This is a genomic window from Luteimicrobium sp. NPDC057192 (genome assembly GCF_042670205.1).
Classification (GTDB): Bacteria; Actinomycetota; Actinomycetes; order Actinomycetales; family Cellulomonadaceae; genus Luteimicrobium.
This window is the reverse complement of sequence record NZ_JBHUWD010000043.1, coordinates 17,745-34,993: the sequence shown is the minus strand read 5'-3', so window position 1 is coordinate 34,993 and position 17,249 is coordinate 17,745. Positions and strand designations below refer to the sequence as shown.

The 17,249-nt window shown below is 73.2% G+C and carries 16 protein-coding genes; 6 read left to right on the top strand and 10 right to left on the bottom strand.

Annotated features, from left to right (window positions below):
• Positions 1-40: 40 nt before the first annotated feature.
• Positions 41-1,120, bottom strand: coding sequence for a hypothetical protein (locus ACFT5B_RS17320; RefSeq protein ID WP_386800418.1), 1,080 nt, complete (start codon positions 1,118-1,120; stop codon positions 41-43).
• A 244-nt stretch (positions 1,121-1,364) separates the two neighbouring features.
• Positions 1,365-1,868, bottom strand: coding sequence for a DoxX family protein (locus tag ACFT5B_RS17315; RefSeq protein ID WP_386800417.1), 504 nt, complete (start codon positions 1,866-1,868; stop codon positions 1,365-1,367).
• A gap of 326 nt (positions 1,869-2,194) precedes the next feature.
• Here ACFT5B_RS17315 and ACFT5B_RS17310 point away from each other — a divergent pair, with 326 nt between their 5' ends.
• Both ACFT5B_RS17310 and rsrA read left to right on the top strand, forming a co-directional pair.
• Positions 2,195-2,884 carry a sigma-70 family RNA polymerase sigma factor gene (locus tag ACFT5B_RS17310; RefSeq protein ID WP_386800416.1) on the top strand — a complete coding sequence of 230 codons (690 nt, stop codon included), beginning with the start codon at positions 2,195-2,197 and terminating at the stop codon, positions 2,882-2,884.
• The gene (gene rsrA / locus ACFT5B_RS17305; RefSeq protein WP_386800415.1) at positions 2,881-3,240 is read left to right on the top strand and encodes a mycothiol system anti-sigma-R factor; all 360 of its coding nucleotides are present in this window, start codon (positions 2,881-2,883) and stop codon (positions 3,238-3,240) included. Before ACFT5B_RS17310 ends, rsrA begins: the two co-directional genes overlap by 4 nt.
• Here the strand turns inward: rsrA and ACFT5B_RS17300 are convergent.
• A complete protein-coding gene (locus tag ACFT5B_RS17300; protein WP_386800414.1) occupies positions 3,224-3,613 on the bottom strand; it encodes a DUF4440 domain-containing protein in 390 nt (129 codons plus the stop codon). The genes rsrA and ACFT5B_RS17300 overlap by 17 nt on opposite strands.
• A gap of 106 nt (positions 3,614-3,719) precedes the next feature.
• Complete coding sequence (locus ACFT5B_RS17295; RefSeq protein ID WP_098459088.1) at positions 3,720-3,794, bottom strand: 50S ribosomal protein bL37; 75 nt, start codon at positions 3,792-3,794, stop codon at positions 3,720-3,722.
• 140 nt (positions 3,795-3,934) lie between these two features.
• Between ACFT5B_RS17295 and ACFT5B_RS17290 the strand changes: the two genes are divergently transcribed.
• Both ACFT5B_RS17290 and ACFT5B_RS17285 read left to right on the top strand, forming a co-directional pair.
• Positions 3,935-4,777 (top strand): DUF4097 domain-containing protein, encoded by an 843-nt coding sequence (locus ACFT5B_RS17290; RefSeq protein WP_386800413.1) that lies wholly within the window; start codon positions 3,935-3,937, stop codon positions 4,775-4,777.
• Entirely contained in the window at positions 4,777-5,406 is a 630-nt protein-coding gene (locus tag ACFT5B_RS17285; protein WP_386800412.1) for a PadR family transcriptional regulator, read from the top strand. The genes ACFT5B_RS17290 and ACFT5B_RS17285 overlap by 1 nt, the downstream gene beginning before the upstream one ends.
• Positions 5,407-5,514: 108 nt before the next feature.
• On the opposite strand, the gene ACFT5B_RS17280 is transcribed toward ACFT5B_RS17285, so the two are convergent.
• The 6 genes from ACFT5B_RS17280 to ACFT5B_RS17255 form a co-directional block, all read right to left on the bottom strand.
• On the bottom strand, positions 5,515-6,105 hold the full coding sequence (locus ACFT5B_RS17280; protein ID WP_386800419.1) for a GDSL-type esterase/lipase family protein: 591 nt from the start codon (positions 6,103-6,105) through the stop codon (positions 5,515-5,517).
• Positions 6,106-6,275: 170 nt separating this feature from the next.
• Positions 6,276-7,244 carry an aldose 1-epimerase family protein gene (locus ACFT5B_RS17275; RefSeq protein ID WP_386800411.1) on the bottom strand — a complete coding sequence of 323 codons (969 nt, stop codon included), beginning with the start codon at positions 7,242-7,244 and terminating at the stop codon, positions 6,276-6,278.
• 4 nt (positions 7,245-7,248) lie between these two features.
• A complete protein-coding gene (locus tag ACFT5B_RS17270; RefSeq protein WP_386800410.1) occupies positions 7,249-8,259 on the bottom strand; it encodes an aldo/keto reductase in 1,011 nt (336 codons plus the stop codon).
• A 169-nt stretch (positions 8,260-8,428) separates the two neighbouring features.
• Entirely contained in the window at positions 8,429-12,247 is a 3,819-nt protein-coding gene (locus tag ACFT5B_RS17265) for a multifunctional oxoglutarate decarboxylase/oxoglutarate dehydrogenase thiamine pyrophosphate-binding subunit/dihydrolipoyllysine-residue succinyltransferase subunit (protein WP_386800409.1), read from the bottom strand.
• A gap of 290 nt (positions 12,248-12,537) precedes the next feature.
• A complete protein-coding gene (locus ACFT5B_RS17260) occupies positions 12,538-13,635 on the bottom strand; it encodes an ATP-binding protein (RefSeq protein ID WP_386800408.1) in 1,098 nt (365 codons plus the stop codon).
• Positions 13,632-14,420: a response regulator transcription factor gene (locus tag ACFT5B_RS17255; RefSeq protein ID WP_386800407.1), complete on the bottom strand. Its 789-nt coding sequence runs from the start codon at positions 14,418-14,420 to the stop codon at positions 13,632-13,634. The genes ACFT5B_RS17260 and ACFT5B_RS17255 overlap by 4 nt, the downstream gene beginning before the upstream one ends.
• A gap of 350 nt (positions 14,421-14,770) precedes the next feature.
• On the opposite strand from ACFT5B_RS17255, the gene ACFT5B_RS17250 reads away from it, so the two are divergent.
• Both ACFT5B_RS17250 and ACFT5B_RS17245 read left to right on the top strand, forming a co-directional pair.
• On the top strand, positions 14,771-16,129 hold the full coding sequence (locus ACFT5B_RS17250) for a hemolysin family protein (RefSeq protein WP_386800406.1): 1,359 nt from the start codon (positions 14,771-14,773) through the stop codon (positions 16,127-16,129).
• On the top strand, positions 16,126-17,184 hold the full coding sequence (locus ACFT5B_RS17245) for a hemolysin family protein (protein ID WP_386800405.1): 1,059 nt from the start codon (positions 16,126-16,128) through the stop codon (positions 17,182-17,184). The genes ACFT5B_RS17250 and ACFT5B_RS17245 overlap by 4 nt, the downstream gene beginning before the upstream one ends.
• The last annotated feature ends 65 nt before the right edge of the window (positions 17,185-17,249 follow it).

Below are 17,249 nucleotides of genomic sequence, written 5' to 3'. Positions count from 1 at the left end.
CGGGCGCACCGGACCGGTGCGCCCGCGGGCCGAGCGAGGCTCAGGCCGTGCGACGGCGGACGACGACCAGCGTCGCGCCCGCGGCCACGAGCAGCACCGCCCCGATGACGTACGGCAGGACGTTCGCGCCGGTCTCCGCGAGGTCGCCGGCCGAGCTCGCGGCGTCGGCGGACGGGGTCGCGGTGCCGCCGGCGGCGAGGACGACCGTGGTCGCCTCGGGCGTCGCGGCGGGGGAGGTGGCGGACGAGAGCTGCGACGCGTCAGGCGTGGACTCGTCCGGCGTCGGTGCTTCGCTCGGCGTGGTCGAGTCGGCGTCCGGCGTGCCGGACGGCGTGTCGGCGGGAGTCTCCTCCGTGCTGTCCTCGGCCGGAGCAGTGGTCTCCTCGGTGGCGGCCGGCGTCGTGGTCGTGGTCGGGGCCGGCGTCGTGGTGGCGGGGTTCGGGCACCCGCACTCGACCTGGTCCTGCCAGTGGTAGTTGGTCCCGGCGACCTGGACCCACGTGTAGGCGTACTGCTTCCAGCCGGGCCAGTTCTCGGCGTCGGCGGGGTTGAAGTGCTGCGTGCCGGTCCAGGTGCCCTGGTCCTTGTGGAAGTTGAAGGTCCGCTGCTCGCCGGTCTCGAGGTTCGTGACCGTGACGTTCACGTCGTTCGCCTGGCCGGCCGGGAGGTCGGCCGGGTAGTCGACGGTGACGCCCTTCTTGCACGTGGGCGCGGCGTACGGCCAGTCCCACGTGAAGTCGTCCTGCTTCACCTCGTGGATCGTCACGTGGCTGATGTTCTGCTGGACGCCCTGCTTGTTCTTCGAGGGCGTCGTGACGGTGACCTCGGAGGTGGCGGGCGACACGGTCTCGTAGGCCACGGTCGTCGAGGACTTCACGCAGTACGCGTCGATGACGTAGCCGGGGTCGGCCTTCGCGACGTACGTGAGGCCGGTCAGGTCGTCGAACTTCTTCCACCCGTCGTCCTGCGGGCAGGTGTCCTGGCCGTGGCCGCCCCCGGTGGCGACGGTCGTGGTCGCGATCGTCGGGGAGGCCAGCGCGGCGGGCGCGGAGGAGAGCCCGAGGAGGGCCAGAGCGGCGAGGGTGGTGGCGACGCCAAGTCGCCTGCGTGCAGCAGTCATCGGTGCGGGCTCGCTTCTTCAGTTTCGGTCGACAGGCGACCGCAGCCTAAGCGAGCGAGAGGGCGGGTCGCCGCGGGTCCCAGGGGTCCGCAACGCACGCAAACGAGAAGTTGGGGCGATATGTCCAGATATGACCGGATGAAAACGGGGCATCCGGACGAAACCGATGCCAAATCGTGATAAGGGACGTTCCCGCTACCTGACGTCCGCGCTGCCGGCCGTCACGCGCCCGAACCAGCTGCCCCTAGGCGTCGTCGCCGGTGGCCGCTCGCACCGCCTCGTCGACGGCCGCGTGGCGGGCGTGCCGCTCGTCCCGCGCGTGCTTGACGCGCCACTGCACTCCCGGCCTGCCCTCGGTGTCGGCGGCCGCGAGCAGCGCGGCGCCCGTGAGGCCGAGCGCCTTGACGAACCGACCGGTCCGCTCGTCACGCGCGCCGGGGCCGCGCGTCACGGGCTGGCTCGCGAGAGCCAGCGGTGCGGTGAGCGCGGCGAGAGCCAGCGCAGCGGTGCGCGGGGCCTTGTGGGCAGCCAGGAAGAGGCCCGCCACGGCCGTCAGTGCGCCGTGCACCCGGACGACCAGCGCGACCCTGCCGCGGGTCGCCTCGCGCACGGCCGGCACGACGGCACCGACCTGGTCGAGCGCGGCCTCGGCTACCTCGACGTGCGGCGCGGGCCGGAGCGCGGCGCTCACCCCGTCGTACACGAACGGCACGGCGAGCAGCGGGCGGGCGAGGTGTCGCAGCAGCATCCGTCCAGACTGTCGCACCGTCGGGCCGTCCGCCACCCGCGGCGCGGCCCGCCGGTCGCCGTCTGCCCCGCGCCAGGGCGGACGTCGGCCCCGGGCGACGCCCGCCGCGGCAGAGTCCGGGAATGTTCTGTGCCCGGGGAGACGTTCTGCCTTCCGTGACGTGCGGTGTGCTCCAGAGTCCTGCGGTCCGGTCCGAGTCGCGGCCGGGCCCGTTCGGCGACGGCACGGCCGTCGCATGGCCGGAGGTGCGTCTGGCCCCGCGGGGATCCGCGGGGCGCGCGGCGACCTCGGGCCCAGCGCAGGTTCGGGGACTAGGCTCGGAGACGATGACTGAGACCCCACGGGACCCGGCGGCCACGCTCGACGGCGCCGGTTCGCCCGCCCCGACGATCGACGTCGACCCGGACGACACCGACCGCGCGCCCTCCACCGAGGACGAGGCGGCCCGCGCCGCGCGGTTCGAGCGCGACGCGCTGGCGTACCTCGACCAGCTCTACTCGGCCGCGCTCCGCATGACGCGCAACCCGGCCGACGCCGAGGACCTCGTTCAGGAGACGTTCACCAAGGCGTACGCGGCGTTCCACCAGTACAAGCCGGGGACCAACCTCAAGGCGTGGCTGTACCGCATCCTTACGAACACCTTCATCAACTCCTACCGCAAGAAGCAGCGCGAGCCGCTGCAGTCGAACGCGGAGGACGTCGAGGACTGGCAGATCGCGCGCGCCGCGTCGCACACGTCGCAGGGGCTGCGCTCGGCCGAGGCCGAGGCGCTGGACCGGCTGCCGGACTCCGACATCAAGGCTGCCCTGCAGCAGCTCCCGGAGGACCGCCGCATGGCCGTGTACTACGCGGACGTCGAGGGCTTCCCGTACAAGGAGATCGCGGAGATCATGGGGACGCCGATCGGCACCGTGATGTCGCGTCTGCACCGGGGGCGCCGTCAGCTGCGCGAGCTGCTGGCGGACTACGCACAGGATCGAGGGCTCGTGGGGACGAGCACGGGAGGTCAGTCGTGAGCAGGAACGTTCCTGCCGGGGACTGCGGCGACATGGACGTCGACCGCTCCGCGGCCGGTCTCGGCGGGGACGCCGAGGGTATCGAGCCCATCCCGCACGCCATGGGCGAGGGCGGGGAGTGCGACCACGTCGTCGGGCACCTGTGGGAGTACCTGGACTCGGAGATGACCGAGGACGACGCCGCACGGATGCGGGCGCACCTCGCGCACTGCTCGCCGTGCCTGGCGGAGCTGAGCCTCGACGAGCTGGTGCGCCAGCTGCTGCGCCGGTCGTGCGCCGACCGCGCCCCGGCGACGCTGCGCGCCCGGCTGTACGCGCAGTTCTCGGCGACCGCGGTGATCACGCGGGGGGCATGACCTCCGGACTCACGTCGCGCACGAGGGTGCCCTGGTGGTACCGGGCGACCCAGTCGTCGCCGTGCCGCGTCCAGATGGTCGCCCGCCGGGTGATCCGGTCTCCTTGGTCGAGCCCGTACGTCGCGAGCCAGGTGTCGTCGGACAGCCGCTGGACCGCGAAGTCCCGGACGTGCCACGGCTCGTCGTGCCCGACGCCGGCGGCGTAGCGGGCGGCGACGACGTCCAGGACGTCGTTCCGCGCATACACGGCCCCGGACGCGCCGACCTCCCAGTAGTCGGGAGCGGCGATCGCCTCGAGGACCGCCCGGCCTGAGCCTGGCGGCGAGCGGTGGAAGATCACTTCTCGGGCACGGAGCTCCGCGACGACGTCCATCCGGTCATGCTGCCGCGGACGCGTCGGCGCGTGCCACCGGATATGACGAGGCCCCGGTCTCCGTGAGGAGACCGGGGCCTCGTGCCGTGCCCTGCCTGAGGGATGCTCAGGCGTTGGGACGACGGCCGTGGTTGGCGGCGTTGCCCTTGCGGCTGCGACGCTTGCGCCCGCGCTTGCTCATGGCTGTCTCCTTCGAGGTTCGGGGGTTTCGCCCTCCATGGTCCCACACGGTGGGGGTTGCTCCGTCCGCCGACGCGATATATCGTGTGGCCGGAGGACGAGATATATCGCGTCGCGAGGCGCTGACGGACGGAGACACCGATGGGGCAGCACTGGACCGTGGCCGAGCCTGCCACGATCGAGATCACCGACGCGCTCGACGCGCTCGAGGTCACGCTCGTGCGCGGGCGGGTGGACATCGTCGCCGGCGACGGGCCGGGTGCGCGCGTGGAGGTCCACGCGCTCACGGGCCGCCCGCTCGAGGTCGACGTCTCCGGCCGGACGCTCAAGGTCGGCTACCGGAACGTCAGCTTCGCGGGCTTCGCCGAGAAGTTCCGGCTCTTCCGGTCCGACGAGTCCGCGGACGTCCAGATCACCGTGCCCGCGGACGTCGCGCTCAAGCTCGCGGTCGTCAAGGCCGACGGCCTCGTCGCGGGCCTGCGCGGCACCGCCAAGGTCTCGACGGTCAGCGGCCCCGTCGTCGTCGACCAGTGCACCGGGGCGCTGAAGGCGAGCACGGTCTCGGGCGAGCTCGTCGTGCGGGACCACACGGGCGACGTCGAGTCGTCGGCCGTGTCGGGCACGGTCACCCTCGCGGGCGACATCCCGCAGGTCACCGCGAGCACCGTCTCCGGTGACGTCACGCTCGACCTCACCGCCACCCCGAGGACGGCGAAGATCTCCGCGGTCTCGGGCGACGTCGTCCTGCGGGCGCCCGAGGTCCACCGCCTCACGCTCAAGCTCGCCGCCGCCTCGGGGCGGGTCACGGTCGACGGCGTCCCGTACACCGACCCGCGGCACAAGGGCGTCGTGGTACCCGGCTCGGAACCGTTGGGCGCCGTGACCGTGAGCGTCGTCTCGGGCGACCTCACGGTCCTCGAGCGGCACGTGCCCGAGGGGGAGGCCGGGGCCGTCCCCGCCTCGTCCGACGGGCAGGGCGCCTGATGGTCTCCGTCTTCGCGCACGGCGAGCTGCGGCTCTACCTGCTCGCGCTCCTCGCCGACGGGCCGCGGCACGGCTACGAGCTCATCACCGCACTGTCGGACCGGTTCGGCGGCACGTACCGGCCGAGCGCCGGCACCGTCTACCCTCGCCTGGCCCGGCTCGAGGAGGAAGGTCTGGTCCGGCGCACGGCGTCGGGCCGCACCTCGCCGTACGAGCTGACGGACGTAGGCCGCGGGGAGCTGGCCCGGCGCGCCGACGACGTCGCCCGGCTCGAGCGGGGCATCGACGACACGGTGCGCGAGCGCGCCCAGTCGCTGCGCGACGACGTCGCCAGCTCTATGCAGGGGCTGCGCGCCGAGCTGGCCCTGGCCGCCCAGGAGGCACGGCAGGAGGCCCGCCGGGGCCCCCGCGGGACGGCGTACGACGCGCGCGACCGCGGCCGCCAGGCACGGGCGGCGTCCAACCGTGCGCGCCGCGAGGTGGACGCGATGCTCCAGGCGTTCCGCGACGACCTCCGGGCCGAGCTGCGGCGCGCGGACGCCGTGGACTCCGTGACGCGCGTGACCGTCGAGACCGCGCGGACCGTGCTCGACTCCGCGCGCGCGGCCATCCGGGCCACGCTGCGCTAGAGCGGCGCCGTCCACGACTGCGGCGACGAGGGGAGGGGTGCCGTGCTCGCGGTCGCGTCGCTGCTCACGGGCCTGCGATCACCCGCGCTCGCCGCGCCGCGGTCCGGCTCACAGGGCGGGGTCGGGCAGGCCCAGCCACTGGTGCCAGCCCGTGTGCAGCACGAGCCACGCCATGAGGCCGTAGCCGGCCTGCCCGGGCATCCCCGTGGGGCCCGTGGCGAGGTCGCCGAGCCACTGCTCGTGCCCGACGAGCGGCCCGAACGTGTCGACGTACGGCACGCGGCGCCGGCTCGCGACGTCCGCGTAGGCCTCGGAGAGCTCCTGGAGCCGCCCGTTCTGCTCGGCGGTACCGGGCGGCGGCCCGACGACGAACGTCGGCAGGCGGCGCTGCTCCGCGACGTCGAGGACGTTCGCCAGGTTGAGCCGGCTCCGCGCGAGCGAGAGGTCGGTGTCGACGTCGTGCCGGCCGAGCGCCACGACGAGGCGGTTGTCCGCGCCCGGCGCGGCAGAGAAGCGGCGTGAGGTCTCCGAGTCCCAGCGCTGCGACAAGGCCGTCGAGCCCTCGCCGGGGATGGCCAGCGGCATCAGGACGGTGATGCCGTCGAACCGCGTCCGTGCCGCGACGCGGCCCGTCCAGCCCAGGCCCCGCGCGTCGCCCGCGCCCGCGACCAGCTCGTCCCCGACGACGCAGACCCGCAGCTCGGACCGGTCGTCCCCCGCCCCGGACGCCGCCGCGGGCACGGCACCGGGCTGGCCGGGCCGACCCTTCTGGCTCGACTGTTGCACCGTGCTCCGTCCGTCCGCGTCCACCACCCGTTCATTGTGACGTACCGACCGCCGGTTGCCCGGGAGCCGCCCGTCCGGCGCGGTCAGGCGAGCGTCAGGCCCCAGCGCGAGGTGTGCGTGCCGCCCGGCTCGAGCGTCACCAGCAGCTCGCCCGTCCGGAACGCGTCGGCGTAGCAGGTCTGCGGCTCGACGGCCACGGCGCTGCGGCGGATGCTCGGCGGGTTGATGAAGTCGCCCGTGCACACCTGCCACGAGCCGAACGTCTCGTCCATCCACAGACGCGTCGTGCGGCCGTCCGGCGTGGCGAGCTCGGCCCACGAGAGGCCGTCCGCGTCGCGCAGCACGCCGACGAACGCGTCGTCGAGCGTCGCGCCCGCGAGCGCCTGGGCGACCCGGTGGTCGTAGGGCCCCGCGACGGGCTCGGTGCCCACCGGCAGGAGACGGTCGTCGGTGGTGATCCGGGTGTCGGCGTCGAGACGCAGGGTGCAGTCGTCGACCGCTGCGCCGCGCGTGGAGAGCCACGGGTGGAAGCCCACGCCGTAGGGCGCGCGGTGCGCACCGTCGTTCGTGGCGGTCGTCGTGACGGTCAGGCCCGCGTCCGTGAGCGCGTACCGGACGGTCAGCGCCACGTCGAACGGGTACCCGGAGGTCTGGACGATCCGGTGCGTCAGCTCGACCGCGTCCTCGGCCTCGGTGGTCGTCCGGGCGGAGACCTCGAAGCGGACCCAGCACACCAGCCCGTGGAGCGCCGTCATGCGGGCGACCTCGTTGACGGGGACCTGGTGGTCCGTGCCGTCGAACGTGTACGCGCCGTCGCGCAGCCGGTTCGGCCAGGGCGCGAGCACCGCGCCGTGGCTCGCCGGTGCGATCTCGCTCTCGTCGTAGGGCTGGACCACGTCGAGGCCGTCGACCGTGTACGCGCGCAGCGTGGCGCCCACCTCGGTCACCACCGCCTCGTGCCCGCCGTGGCGCAGGACCACCTGTGCGCCTGACGGCGCGTGGGCGGGGTGCGCGGTCGCAGCCGTCGTCGGGGTCGTCGTCGTGTCGGTCACCTGGTCACCACTTCTCGTGCAGGACGGCGCGGAAGCGCTCGTCGTAGATGCGGCGGACGCCGCGCTCGAAGGTCGGGCCCAGCACGCGGGCCGAGCCCGCGGCCGCGTTCGCCCGGGCCTGGTCGGCGCTGCGCGCGCCGGGGATCACGGTGGAGACGCCCGGCTGCTGCCACAGCCAGGCGATCGCGGCCTGGGCGGGCGTGAGCGTCGTGCCACCCTCGGCGGACGTGTCGAGCTCGTCGACGAGCCGGGCGAACTCCTGCGCCGCCTCGACGCCCGTGGCGTAGTCGACGCCCGAGAAGGTCTCGCCGACGTCGAACGCCTCACCGTTCCGGTTGTACGTGCGGTGGTCGCTCTCCGGGAACGTCGTCTGCGCGGTGTACCGGCCCGACAGCAGGCCGGACGCGAGCGGGACGCGCGCGATGATCCCGACGCCGGCCTCGGACGCCGCCGGGAGGACCTCGTCGAAGGGCTTGAGCCGGAACGCGTTGAGGATGATCTGCACGGTCGCGACGTTCGGGCGCGCGATCGCCGTGAGGGCCTCCGCGGTCGTCTCGACGCTCACGCCGTACGCAGCGATCGCGCCCTCGTCGACGAGCGTGTCGAGAGCGTCGAAGACGGCGTCGTCGGAGAAGACCGGGGTCGGCGGGCAGTGGAGCTGGACCAGGTCGAGCCGGTCGGTGCGCAGGTTGGTGCGCGACCGGTCGATCCAGCCGCGGAACGCCTCGAGCGTGTACGCCTCGGGGACCTGCTCGACGCGCCGGCCCATCTTGGTGGCGACGGTGACCGGGGCGTCCGGGTGCTCGGCCAGGTACGAGCCGATGAGCTGCTCGCTGCGTCCGTCGCCGTACACGTCGGCCGTGTCGACGAACGTCACGCCCGCCTCGAGCGCCGCGTCGATGACGGCGTGCGCGTCGGCCTCGCTGACGTCTCCCCAGTCGGTGCCGAGCTGCCAGGTCCCCAGTCCGACGACGGACACGAGACGGCCGGTGCGGCCCAGGAGGTGGTGTTCCACGGGTCTTCCCCTCGTTCTTGGCCCCGCCCGTACACCGGCGACGGTGTCAGGTCGAGGACCAGGTGGCCCCTGCGATGGTGCAGGCAGGGGTGTGCGCCGTCCAGTCTGCTCGCTCGGACGGCACGGGGCCCGGCGACCGCACCGGCCGCCGGGCCCCGTCACGTGCTGATCAGCGTCCGAACGCCTGCTCCAGCAGCGTCGCCGCCTCCGCCTTGTGCTTCTTGGCGGTGCCCGCCGCCGTCGACGCGGACGCCGGACGGGACACGACGCGGACCTCGGGCAGGTCGTCGGGCAGGTTGATGTGGACGTACGACCAGGCGCCCTGGTTCTCCGGCTCGTCCTGCACCCACACGACGTCGGCCGTGGCGTAGCGGCCGAGCTCCTCACGGATCTCGTCCTCGGGGAACGGGTAGAGCTGCTCGAGCCGGACGATCGCGACGCTGTCGTCCTTGCGCGCGGCGCGCTCGGCGAGGAGGTCGTAGTAGACGCGGCCGGTGCACAGGAGCACGCGGGTGACCTTGGTCGAGTCCGCCGTGGCGTCGCCGATCACCGGACGGAACGTGCCGCTCGTGAACTCCTCCACGCCCGACGCCGCCGCCTTGAGGCGGAGGAGCTGCTTCGGGGTGAAGACGACGAGCGGGCGCCGCGGCCGGGCGTACGCCTGCTGGCGCAGCAGGTGGAAGTACGACGCCGGCGTGGACGGCTGCGCGACCGTGAGGTTCTTCTCCGCGCACATCTGGAGGAAGCGCTCGATGCGCGCCGAGCTGTGGTCGGGCCCCTGACCCTCGTAGCCGTGGGGGAGGAGCATGACGAGGGAGGCGTTCTGGCCCCACTTCTGCTCGGCCGAGGAGATGAACTCGTCGATCACCGTCTGGGCGCCGTTGACGAAGTCGCCGAACTGCGCCTCCCACAGGACCAGGGCGTCGGGTCGCTCGACCGAGTAGCCGTACTCGAAGCCGAGAGCGGCGTACTCCGACAGGGACGAGTCGTAGACCCAGAACTTCTCCTGGTCCGCCGACAGGTACAGCAAGGGGGTCCACTCGGCGCCGGTCTCGCGGTCGTGCAGGACGGCGTGACGCTGCACGAAGGTGCCGCGGCGCGAGTCCTGGCCCGCAAGGCGCACGGGCGTGCCCTCCATGAGCAGCGACCCGAACGCGACGAGCTCGCCGAAGCCCCAGTCGATCCCGCCCTGCGTCGACATCTCCTGGCGCTTCGCGAGCATCTGCTGGAGCTTGGGGTGGACCGTGAAGCCCTCCGGCGCGGCGACCTGCACCGCGCCGACGCGCTCGAGCACGGCAGGGCTGATCGCCGTCTTCCAGCCGACGACCGTGCCCGCGTCCTCGCGCTGCGACTCCGGCCGCTCCAGGCCCGCGATGGGCTCGGTGTCCGCCGGCGGCGTGTAGCCGCCCTCGCGGGTCTCGGTGAAGACGCGCTCGAGCTGCGTCTGGTAGTCCTTGAGCGCCTGCTCGGCCTCCTCGACCGTCAGGTCGCCGCGGGCCACGAGGTTCTCCGTGTAGATCTTGCGGACCGACCGCTTGGCCTCGATGAGGTTGTACATGAGCGGCTGCGTCATCGACGGGTCGTCGCCCTCGTTGTGGCCACGGCGGCGGTAGCAGACCATGTCGATGATGACGTCGCGGTCGAACTGCTCGCGGAACGCGAAGGCGAGCTCCGCGACGCGCACGCACGCCTCGGGGTCGTCGCCGTTCACGTGGAAGATCGGGATCTGGTAGCCCTTGGCGATGTCGGTCGCGTACGTCGTCGAGCGCGACGACGACGGGGCGGTGGTGAAGCCGACCTGGTTGTTGATGACGACGTGGATCGTGCCGCCCGTGCGGTACCCGCGCAGCTGCGACAGGTTGAGCACCTCGGCCACGACGCCCTGGCCCGCGAAGGCCGCGTCGCCGTGGATCATCAGCGGCAGCACGGAGAAGCCGTCGCCGCCGAGGTCGATGAGGTCCTGCTTGGCGCGGACGATGCCCTCGAGGACCGGGTCGACGGCCTCCAGGTGCGACGGGTTCGCCGCGAGGTAGACCTGCGTCTGCGCGCCGGACTCCGCGGTGAACGTGCCCTCGGTGCCGAGGTGGTACTTGACGTCGCCGGAGCCCTGGACCGACTTCGGGTCCACGTTGCCCTCGAACTCCGCGAAGATCTGCGCGTAGCTCTTGCCGGCGATGTTCGCGAGCACGTTGAGGCGGCCGCGGTGGGCCATGCCGATGCAGACCTCGTCGAGGCCGTTCTCCGCGGCGCGCGACAGGATCGCGTCGAGCAGCGGGATGACGGACTCGCCGCCCTCGAGCGAGAACCGCTTCTGCCCGACGAACTTCGTCTGGAGGAACGTCTCGAACGCCTCGGCGGAGTTGAGGCGGCGCAGGATCCGGAGCTGGTCCTCGCGCGGGGTCCGGGCGTAGCCGGCCTCGAGGCGCTCCTGGATCCACTTGCGCTGCGCCGGGTCCGCGATGTGCATGTACTCGAACCCGATGGTGCGGCAGTAGGCGTCGCGGAGGAGCCCGAGGATGTTCCTCAGGGTGTCCTGGGTCTTGCCGCCGAAGCCCGTCGTCGGGAACGTGCGCTCGAGGTCCCACAGCGTGAGGCCGTGGTTCTGGATGTCGAGGTCGGGGTGCTTGCGCTGGCGGTACGTCAGCGGGTCGGTGTCGGCCATGAGGTGGCCGCGCGACCGGTAGGCGTGGATGAGCTCGGCGATGCGGGCGGGCTTGACGGCCTCCGCCTCGGGGTCCGTGCTGTTGTCGCGGGCCCAGCGGACCGGCTCGTACGGGATCCGCAGCGCCGCGAAGACGCGGTCGTAGAAGCCGTCCTGGCCGAGGAGCTTGTTGCCGATCACGCGCAGGAAGTCGCCGGAGCCGGCGCCCTGGATGATGCGGTGGTCGTACGTCGAGGTGAGCGTGACGACCTTGGAGACGCCGAGGCGGGCGAGCTGCTCCTCGGACGCGCCCGCGAACTCCGCGGGGTAGTCCATGGCGCCGACGCCGACGATCGCGCCCTGGCCGCTCATGAGGCGCGGCACGGAGTGCACCGTGCCGATGCCGCCCGGGTTCGTGAGGGAGATCGTGACGCCGCTGTAGTCGTCGACCGTGAGCTTGTTGCCGCGCGCGCGGCGGACGACGTCCTCGTACGCGTTCCAGAACTGCGCGAAGTCCATGGACTCCGTGCCCTTGATGGCGGGCACGACGAGCTGCCGCGAGCCGTCGGGCTTGGGCAGGTCGATCGCGATGCCGAGGTTGACGTGCGCGGGGTTGAGGATGCCCGGCTTGCCGTCGACCTGCGTGTACGACGCGTTCATCGACGGCATCTCGCCGACGGCCTCGATCAGCGCGAAGCCGATGAGGTGCGTGAACGAGATCTTGCCGCCGCGCGTGCGCGCGAGGTGGTTGTTGATGACGATGCGGTTGTCGACCAGGAGCTTGGCCGGGACCGCGCGGACCGACGTGGCCGTCGGCACCTGGAGGCTGGCCTCCATGTTCGTCACGACGCGGGCCGCGGGGCCGCGGAGCTTGGTCGGCTCGTCGGCGGCCTCGGCGGGCAGCGCGTTCGCGGAGCGCGCGACCGGGACGTCGGCGTACGGGGCGGTCGCGGGCTGCGCCGTCGCGACCGGGCGGGGCGGGGCCGTCGGGCTCGGGGCGCTCGGCTCGGCCGGGAGCGCGGGCGTCGACGCGTGCTGCACGGCCTTCGGGGTGGGAGTCGCGGCCGGTGCGGGGGTGGTGGTCGGCGCGGGTGCCGCCGGAGCGGCGGCCGCGTGGGACGTGCCGTTCGTCGCGCTTCCGGCGGGGGCGGTCGCGCTCGCCGGGGCGACGTCGGCCGGGGCGCCGTCGCCGTCCGGGCGGTAGTCCTCGAAGAACTCCCACCACGCCGGATCGACGGAGTTCTTGTCGGCGCGGTACTGGTCGTAGAGCTCGTCGACCAGCCACTCGTTCGCACCGAACGAGGCGCGCAGCGCGCTGATCGACTCTGACTCAGCCTTCGGGGACACTCGGGGATCGCCCACTTTCACACGTTTCGTGTCTGCTCGTCGGGACGCAGAGCAGCGCCCCTCCTGGCAAGCGTAGGCCCTCGGCGCACCAGTCACGGGTCGATCGGCCGCCCGCGACGCGAGCAATCCCGCGGATCTTCACGTCGGCTCTACGGGCGGCAACAGAAGGGCAAATCCTCCTCGACCGGAGCGAAAAAGGGGGGTTGTCGAAGCCCATCTCTCGGTATTCGCGAGGCCCTTTTCACCCGCCTGCCGCGCCGACGTGACGCACGTCACCATCGCGTGTCCGCTCAGCGCGTCGTGCCGCGCGCCGGGCGGGGCGCACGGACGGGGAGCCGCAGGCGCATGCGAGCGCCCCGGCCGTCGTCGTCGGCGACCTCGATCGTGCCGCCGTGGAGGTCGACGGCCCACCGGACGATGGCGAGCCCGATGCCCGTGCCGCCCGTCGACGTCGAGCCGAGCTGCGCCGTCGCCGAGCCGCGCTGGAACCGGTCGAAGATCCGCCCGCGGTCCTGGGGGTCGATCCCCGGCCCCTCGTCGACGACGTCGACGACGACCCGGTCGCCGCCGGGCTCGAGCGTCGCCTCGAGGAGGATCTGTCCGCCCTGGGGGGAGTACCGGATCGCGTTGTGGAGGAGGTTGGTGACGACCTGGTCGAGGCGGACCGGGTCGGCCTCGAGCTCGATGTCCTCGGGTGTCACGTCGACGACGTAGCGCAGCTGCTTGCCGGCGTCGAGCATGGACACCGACTCCGCGACCTCCTCGAGGAAGTCGCCGAGCGGGATCTTCTCGTAGTTGAGCGCCGCGGCGCCGGCCTCGATGCGCGACAGGTCGAGCAGGTAGGCGACGAGGCGCGAGAGCCGCTCGGTCTGGGTCAGGGCCTGCTGGAGCGTCGCGGGGGTCGCGGGCGTGACGCCGTCGACGACGTTCTCGAGCTGGGCGTGCAGGGCGGCGACGGGCGTGCGCAGCTCGTGCGACACGTTGGCGATGAGGTCGCGGCGCACCTGGTCGGACGCCGCGAGGTCGCTCGCCATCTGGTTGAACGCGCCCGCGAGCTGGCCCACCTCGTCGCGGCTCGACGCGGTGACCCGGCGCGTGTAGTCGCCGTCGGCCATCGCGCGCGCCGCGGCCGTCATCTCGCGCAGCGGCGACGTCATCCCGCGCGCAAGGACCTGCGTGAGCAGCAGCGACAGCACGATCGCGAGCGGCAGCGTGCGGGACGGCCCGAGGTGGTTGCGCAGGCCGAGCCACGTCACGAACGCCGCGAACGTGACCGTCGCCGCGACGAGGATGCCGAGCTTGATCCGGATCGACTGGAAGCGGTCCAGCGGGCGCACGTCCGGGACGCGCGCGATCCGGTTCCCGGCGCGCTCGCCGGCGCGGCTCATGCCGTCGGCTCGAACGCGTACCCCACGCCGTGCACCGTCCGGATGAGGTCGGCCCCGAGCTTGCGCCGCAGCGCCTTGATGTGGGAGTCGACCGTCCGCGTGCCGGACGCGTCGGCCCAGTCCCACACCTCGGCGAGGAGCTTCTCGCGCGTGAGCACGGTCTTGGGCGAGCTCGCGAGCATCACGAGGAGCTCGAACTCCGTGGGCGTGAGGTGGACCTCGTCGCCCGCGCGGTACACGCGTCGCTGCGCCTGGTCGATGGTCACGTCGCCGACCTCGATGGGCGGCTGGGCGACCGGCGACGACGCCACCTGGGCCGCGCGGTCCACGCGCCGCAGCAGGGCCTTGAGGCGCGCGACGAGCTCGCGCATCGAGAACGGCTTGGTCATGTAGTCGTCGGCGCCCACGCCGAGGCCGATGATCATGTCGGTCTCGTCGTCGCGCGCCGTCAGCATGAGGATCGGCATGGGGTGCTCGGCCTGGATCCGCCGCGTGACCTCGAGGCCGTCGATGCCCGGCAGCATGACGTCGAGGACGACGACGTCCGGCCGCAGCCGCAGCGCGGCGTCGACCCCGGACAACCCGTCGCGCGCGACCTCGACCCGCCAGCCCTCGGCCGTGAGGCGCTGGGCGATCGCGGTCGCGATGGCGGGCTCGTCCTCGACGACGAGGACGGTCGCGTTCGGCTCGCCCGTCGGACGAGGGGAGGGCCGTCCGACGACGTTGCCGGCGGGGACGTTCGGACGACCGCCCGGCTGTCCGGACGGCAGAGAGCTCGGTGCCATAGGGAAAGACTGGCACACAGGGGTGCGAACTGCCCGGAGGTCGCGTTGGCGCGGCCTGTGCGAGCGCGGGAGGTTCGGTGCGGGTCCTGTGCGGACCTGCACGCCCACCCGGTCCCGAGCGGCGCTCAGGCCGTGGCGAGGGGGGCGAGGAACGGCGTCGGCGGCGCGCACGAGAGGTCGGCGCCGGCGCGTCGCGGGGGTGCCGTGCGCCGGCTGCCGCGACGCCTGGATACGATGGTGCGCACCATGAACGGTGACGACCCACGACATAGGTCCTCGCGTCCCTCCCGCCCCGCTCGCGCCGTGCGCGTGACCGGGCGGCCGTCCCCCGCGCCGGTGGTGTCCGCCACGTGCTGAGCGACTGGCTCCTCCTCCTTCTCGGCGTCGTGCTCACGGCCGGGACCGCGGTGTTCGTCGCGAGCGAGTTCGCGCTCGTCACGCTCGACCCCGCCGTCCTCAAGGGCTCCGGCGGCTCCGGCGCGCCCGACCGGCGCGACCGCAGCGTCCGCAGCGCCCTCTCGGAGCTGTCCACCGAGCTGTCCTCGGCGCAGGTCGGCATCACGGTCACGACGATCCTGCTCGGCTACACCGCCCAGCCCGCGCTTTACGACCTCGTCGTGGCGGGGCTCGGGCACACCGCGCTCGCGCGCGGGGTCGCCGTGGCGCTCGCGGGGATCCTCGCGCTCGTCGTGGTCAACGTGTTCTCGATGCTGTTCGGCGAGCTCATCCCCAAGAACTTCGCGCTCTCGCTCCCGTACCCGACGGCGCGGCTCGTCGTGCCGCTGCAGCGTGCCTTCACCATGGCCGCCCGGCCGGTCGTCGTCGTGCTCAACGGGTCGGCGAACGCCCTGCTGCGCCGGGTCGGCGTCGAGCCCGTCGAGGAGCTGTCGGGGGCGCGGTCGTCGACCGAGCTCGCGGCGCTCGTGCGGCGCTCCGCCGCCGAGGGCACCCTCGAGGAGAGCGTCGCGACGCTCCTCACCAACACCATCGACCTCGAGGAGCTGACCGCGGTCGACGTCATGACGGACCGGCTGCGGATGGACGTCCTGCACAAGGAGGCGTCCGCGGCCGCGCTGCTCGACGTCGTGCGAGCGACCGGGCACTCGCGGTTCCCCGTGATCGATCGCGACCGTGACGACGTCGTGGGCCTCGTGCACGTGCGCCGCGCGGTGTCCGTGCCGGCCGAGCGGCGGGCCGACGTCCCCGTGGCCGCGCTCATGGTCGACGCGCCCCGCGTCCCCGAGACCGTCGGGCTCGGCCCGCTCCTGGTCGAGCTGCGGGGGTTCGGGCTCCAGATGGCCGTCGTCGTCGACGAGTACGGCGGCACGTCGGGCGTGGTGACGCTCGAGGACGTCGTCGAGGAGCTCGTCGGCGAGGTGTCCGACGAGCACGACGCTCGCGAGGTCGGCGTGCGCCGGCTGCGCGACGGGTCGTGGCGCGTGCAGGGCCAGCTGCGCCCCGACGAGCTCACCGAGCAGACCGGCCTCGAGGTCCCCGAGTCGGGGGCCTACGAGACGCTCGGCGGCCTCGTCATGACCGAGCTCGGGCGCGTGCCGGCCGTCGGCGACGAGGTCGAGGTCGCGGGCGTGCGCCTGCGCGTGGACGTGATGGACGGCCGGCGCGTCGAGCAGCTCCGGGTGAGCGACGTCCGGGGGACGGGCGGCGAGCCGTCCGCCCCCGCGGCGACGACGGACGGGGGTGCGGCATGAGCTCCACGGCCGGCCTGATCCTCGGCATCGTCCTGCTCCTCGGCAACGCGTTCTTCGTCGGCGCCGAGTTCTCCGTCCTGTCGGCGCGCCGCAGCTCGATCGAGCCGCTCGCCGAGGCCGGGAACGTCCGCGCCCGCACCGTGCTCTACGCGATGGAGCACGTCTCGCTGATGCTCGCGTGCGCGCAGCTCGGCGTGACCGTGTGCTCGACGGGCCTCGGCATCGTCGCGGAGCCCGCGCTCGCGCACCTCGTCGAGGTGCCGCTGCACGCGCTCGGCGCGAGCCCCGCGCTCGCCCACCCCATCGCGCTCGTGCTCGCGCTCGCGGTCGTGGTCTACCTGCACGTGGTGCTCGGCGAGATGGTGCCGAAGAACCTCGCGGTCTCGGGCCCCGACCGGGCGGTGATGCTCTTCGCGCCGCCGCTCGTGCTGCTCGCCCGGGCCCTGCGCCCGGTGATCGGCGCGCTCAACTGGCTCGCGAACCACGCGGTCCGGCTCGCGGGTGTCGAGCCGCGCGACGCGGTCGCCTCCGCCTTCACCGTGGAGGAGGTCCAGTCGATCGTCGAGCACTCGGCGGCGGAGGGCGTCCTCCAGGACGAGCAGGGGCTGCTCACGGGGGCGATCGAGTTCTCCGAGCGCACCGCGCGCGAGGTCATGGTCCCGCTCGCGGACCTCGTGACCGTCGCACAGGGCTGCACGCCCGACGACGTGGAGCACCTCGTGACCCGCACGGGCTTCAGCCGCTTCCCCGTCGTCCGCGGGGACGAGCCCGTGGGCTACCTCCACCTCAAGGACGTGCTCTACGCGACGAACGGGGACCGCGACGAGCCCGTGCCGTCCTGGCGGGTGCGGGTGCTCGCGGTGGCCGGGCCGGACGACGAGATCGAGGCCGTGCTGCAGGCCATGCAGCGCTCGGGAGCGCACCTCGCGCTCGTCCGTGACGGGGACGTCCCGGTCGGTGTCGTCTTCCTCGAGGACATCCTCGAGGAGCTCGTCGGCGAGGTCCGCGACGCGATGCAGCGGGGGGGCACGCTGCGCCGTGCGCGGCCGCGATGATGCTGTGGGACCACCGTCCCGGACGGCCGTCCCACACCCTTCCGACGCCGTGCGTGCACCGGTTC

Coding starts and splice junctions, on each gene's coding strand:
- ACFT5B_RS17310 (WP_386800416.1), top strand. CDS start 2,195: ATGACTGAGACCCCACGGGACCCGGCGGCCACGCTCGACGGCGCCGGT.
- ACFT5B_RS17245 (WP_386800405.1), top strand. CDS start 16,126: ATGAGCTCCACGGCCGGCCTGATCCTCGGCATCGTCCTGCTCCTCGGC.
- ACFT5B_RS17255 (WP_386800407.1), bottom strand. CDS start 14,420: ATGGCACCGAGCTCTCTGCCGTCCGGACAGCCGGGCGGTCGTCCGAAC.
- ACFT5B_RS17290 (WP_386800413.1), top strand. CDS start 3,935: ATGGGGCAGCACTGGACCGTGGCCGAGCCTGCCACGATCGAGATCACC.
- ACFT5B_RS17315 (WP_386800417.1), bottom strand. CDS start 1,868: ATGCTGCTGCGACACCTCGCCCGCCCGCTGCTCGCCGTGCCGTTCGTG.
- ACFT5B_RS17285 (WP_386800412.1), top strand. CDS start 4,777: ATGGTCTCCGTCTTCGCGCACGGCGAGCTGCGGCTCTACCTGCTCGCG.
- ACFT5B_RS17260 (WP_386800408.1), bottom strand. CDS start 13,635: ATGAGCCGCGCCGGCGAGCGCGCCGGGAACCGGATCGCGCGCGTCCCG.
- ACFT5B_RS17300 (WP_386800414.1), bottom strand. CDS start 3,613: ATGGACGTCGTCGCGGAGCTCCGTGCCCGAGAAGTGATCTTCCACCGC.
- ACFT5B_RS17320 (WP_386800418.1), bottom strand. CDS start 1,120: ATGACTGCTGCACGCAGGCGACTTGGCGTCGCCACCACCCTCGCCGCT.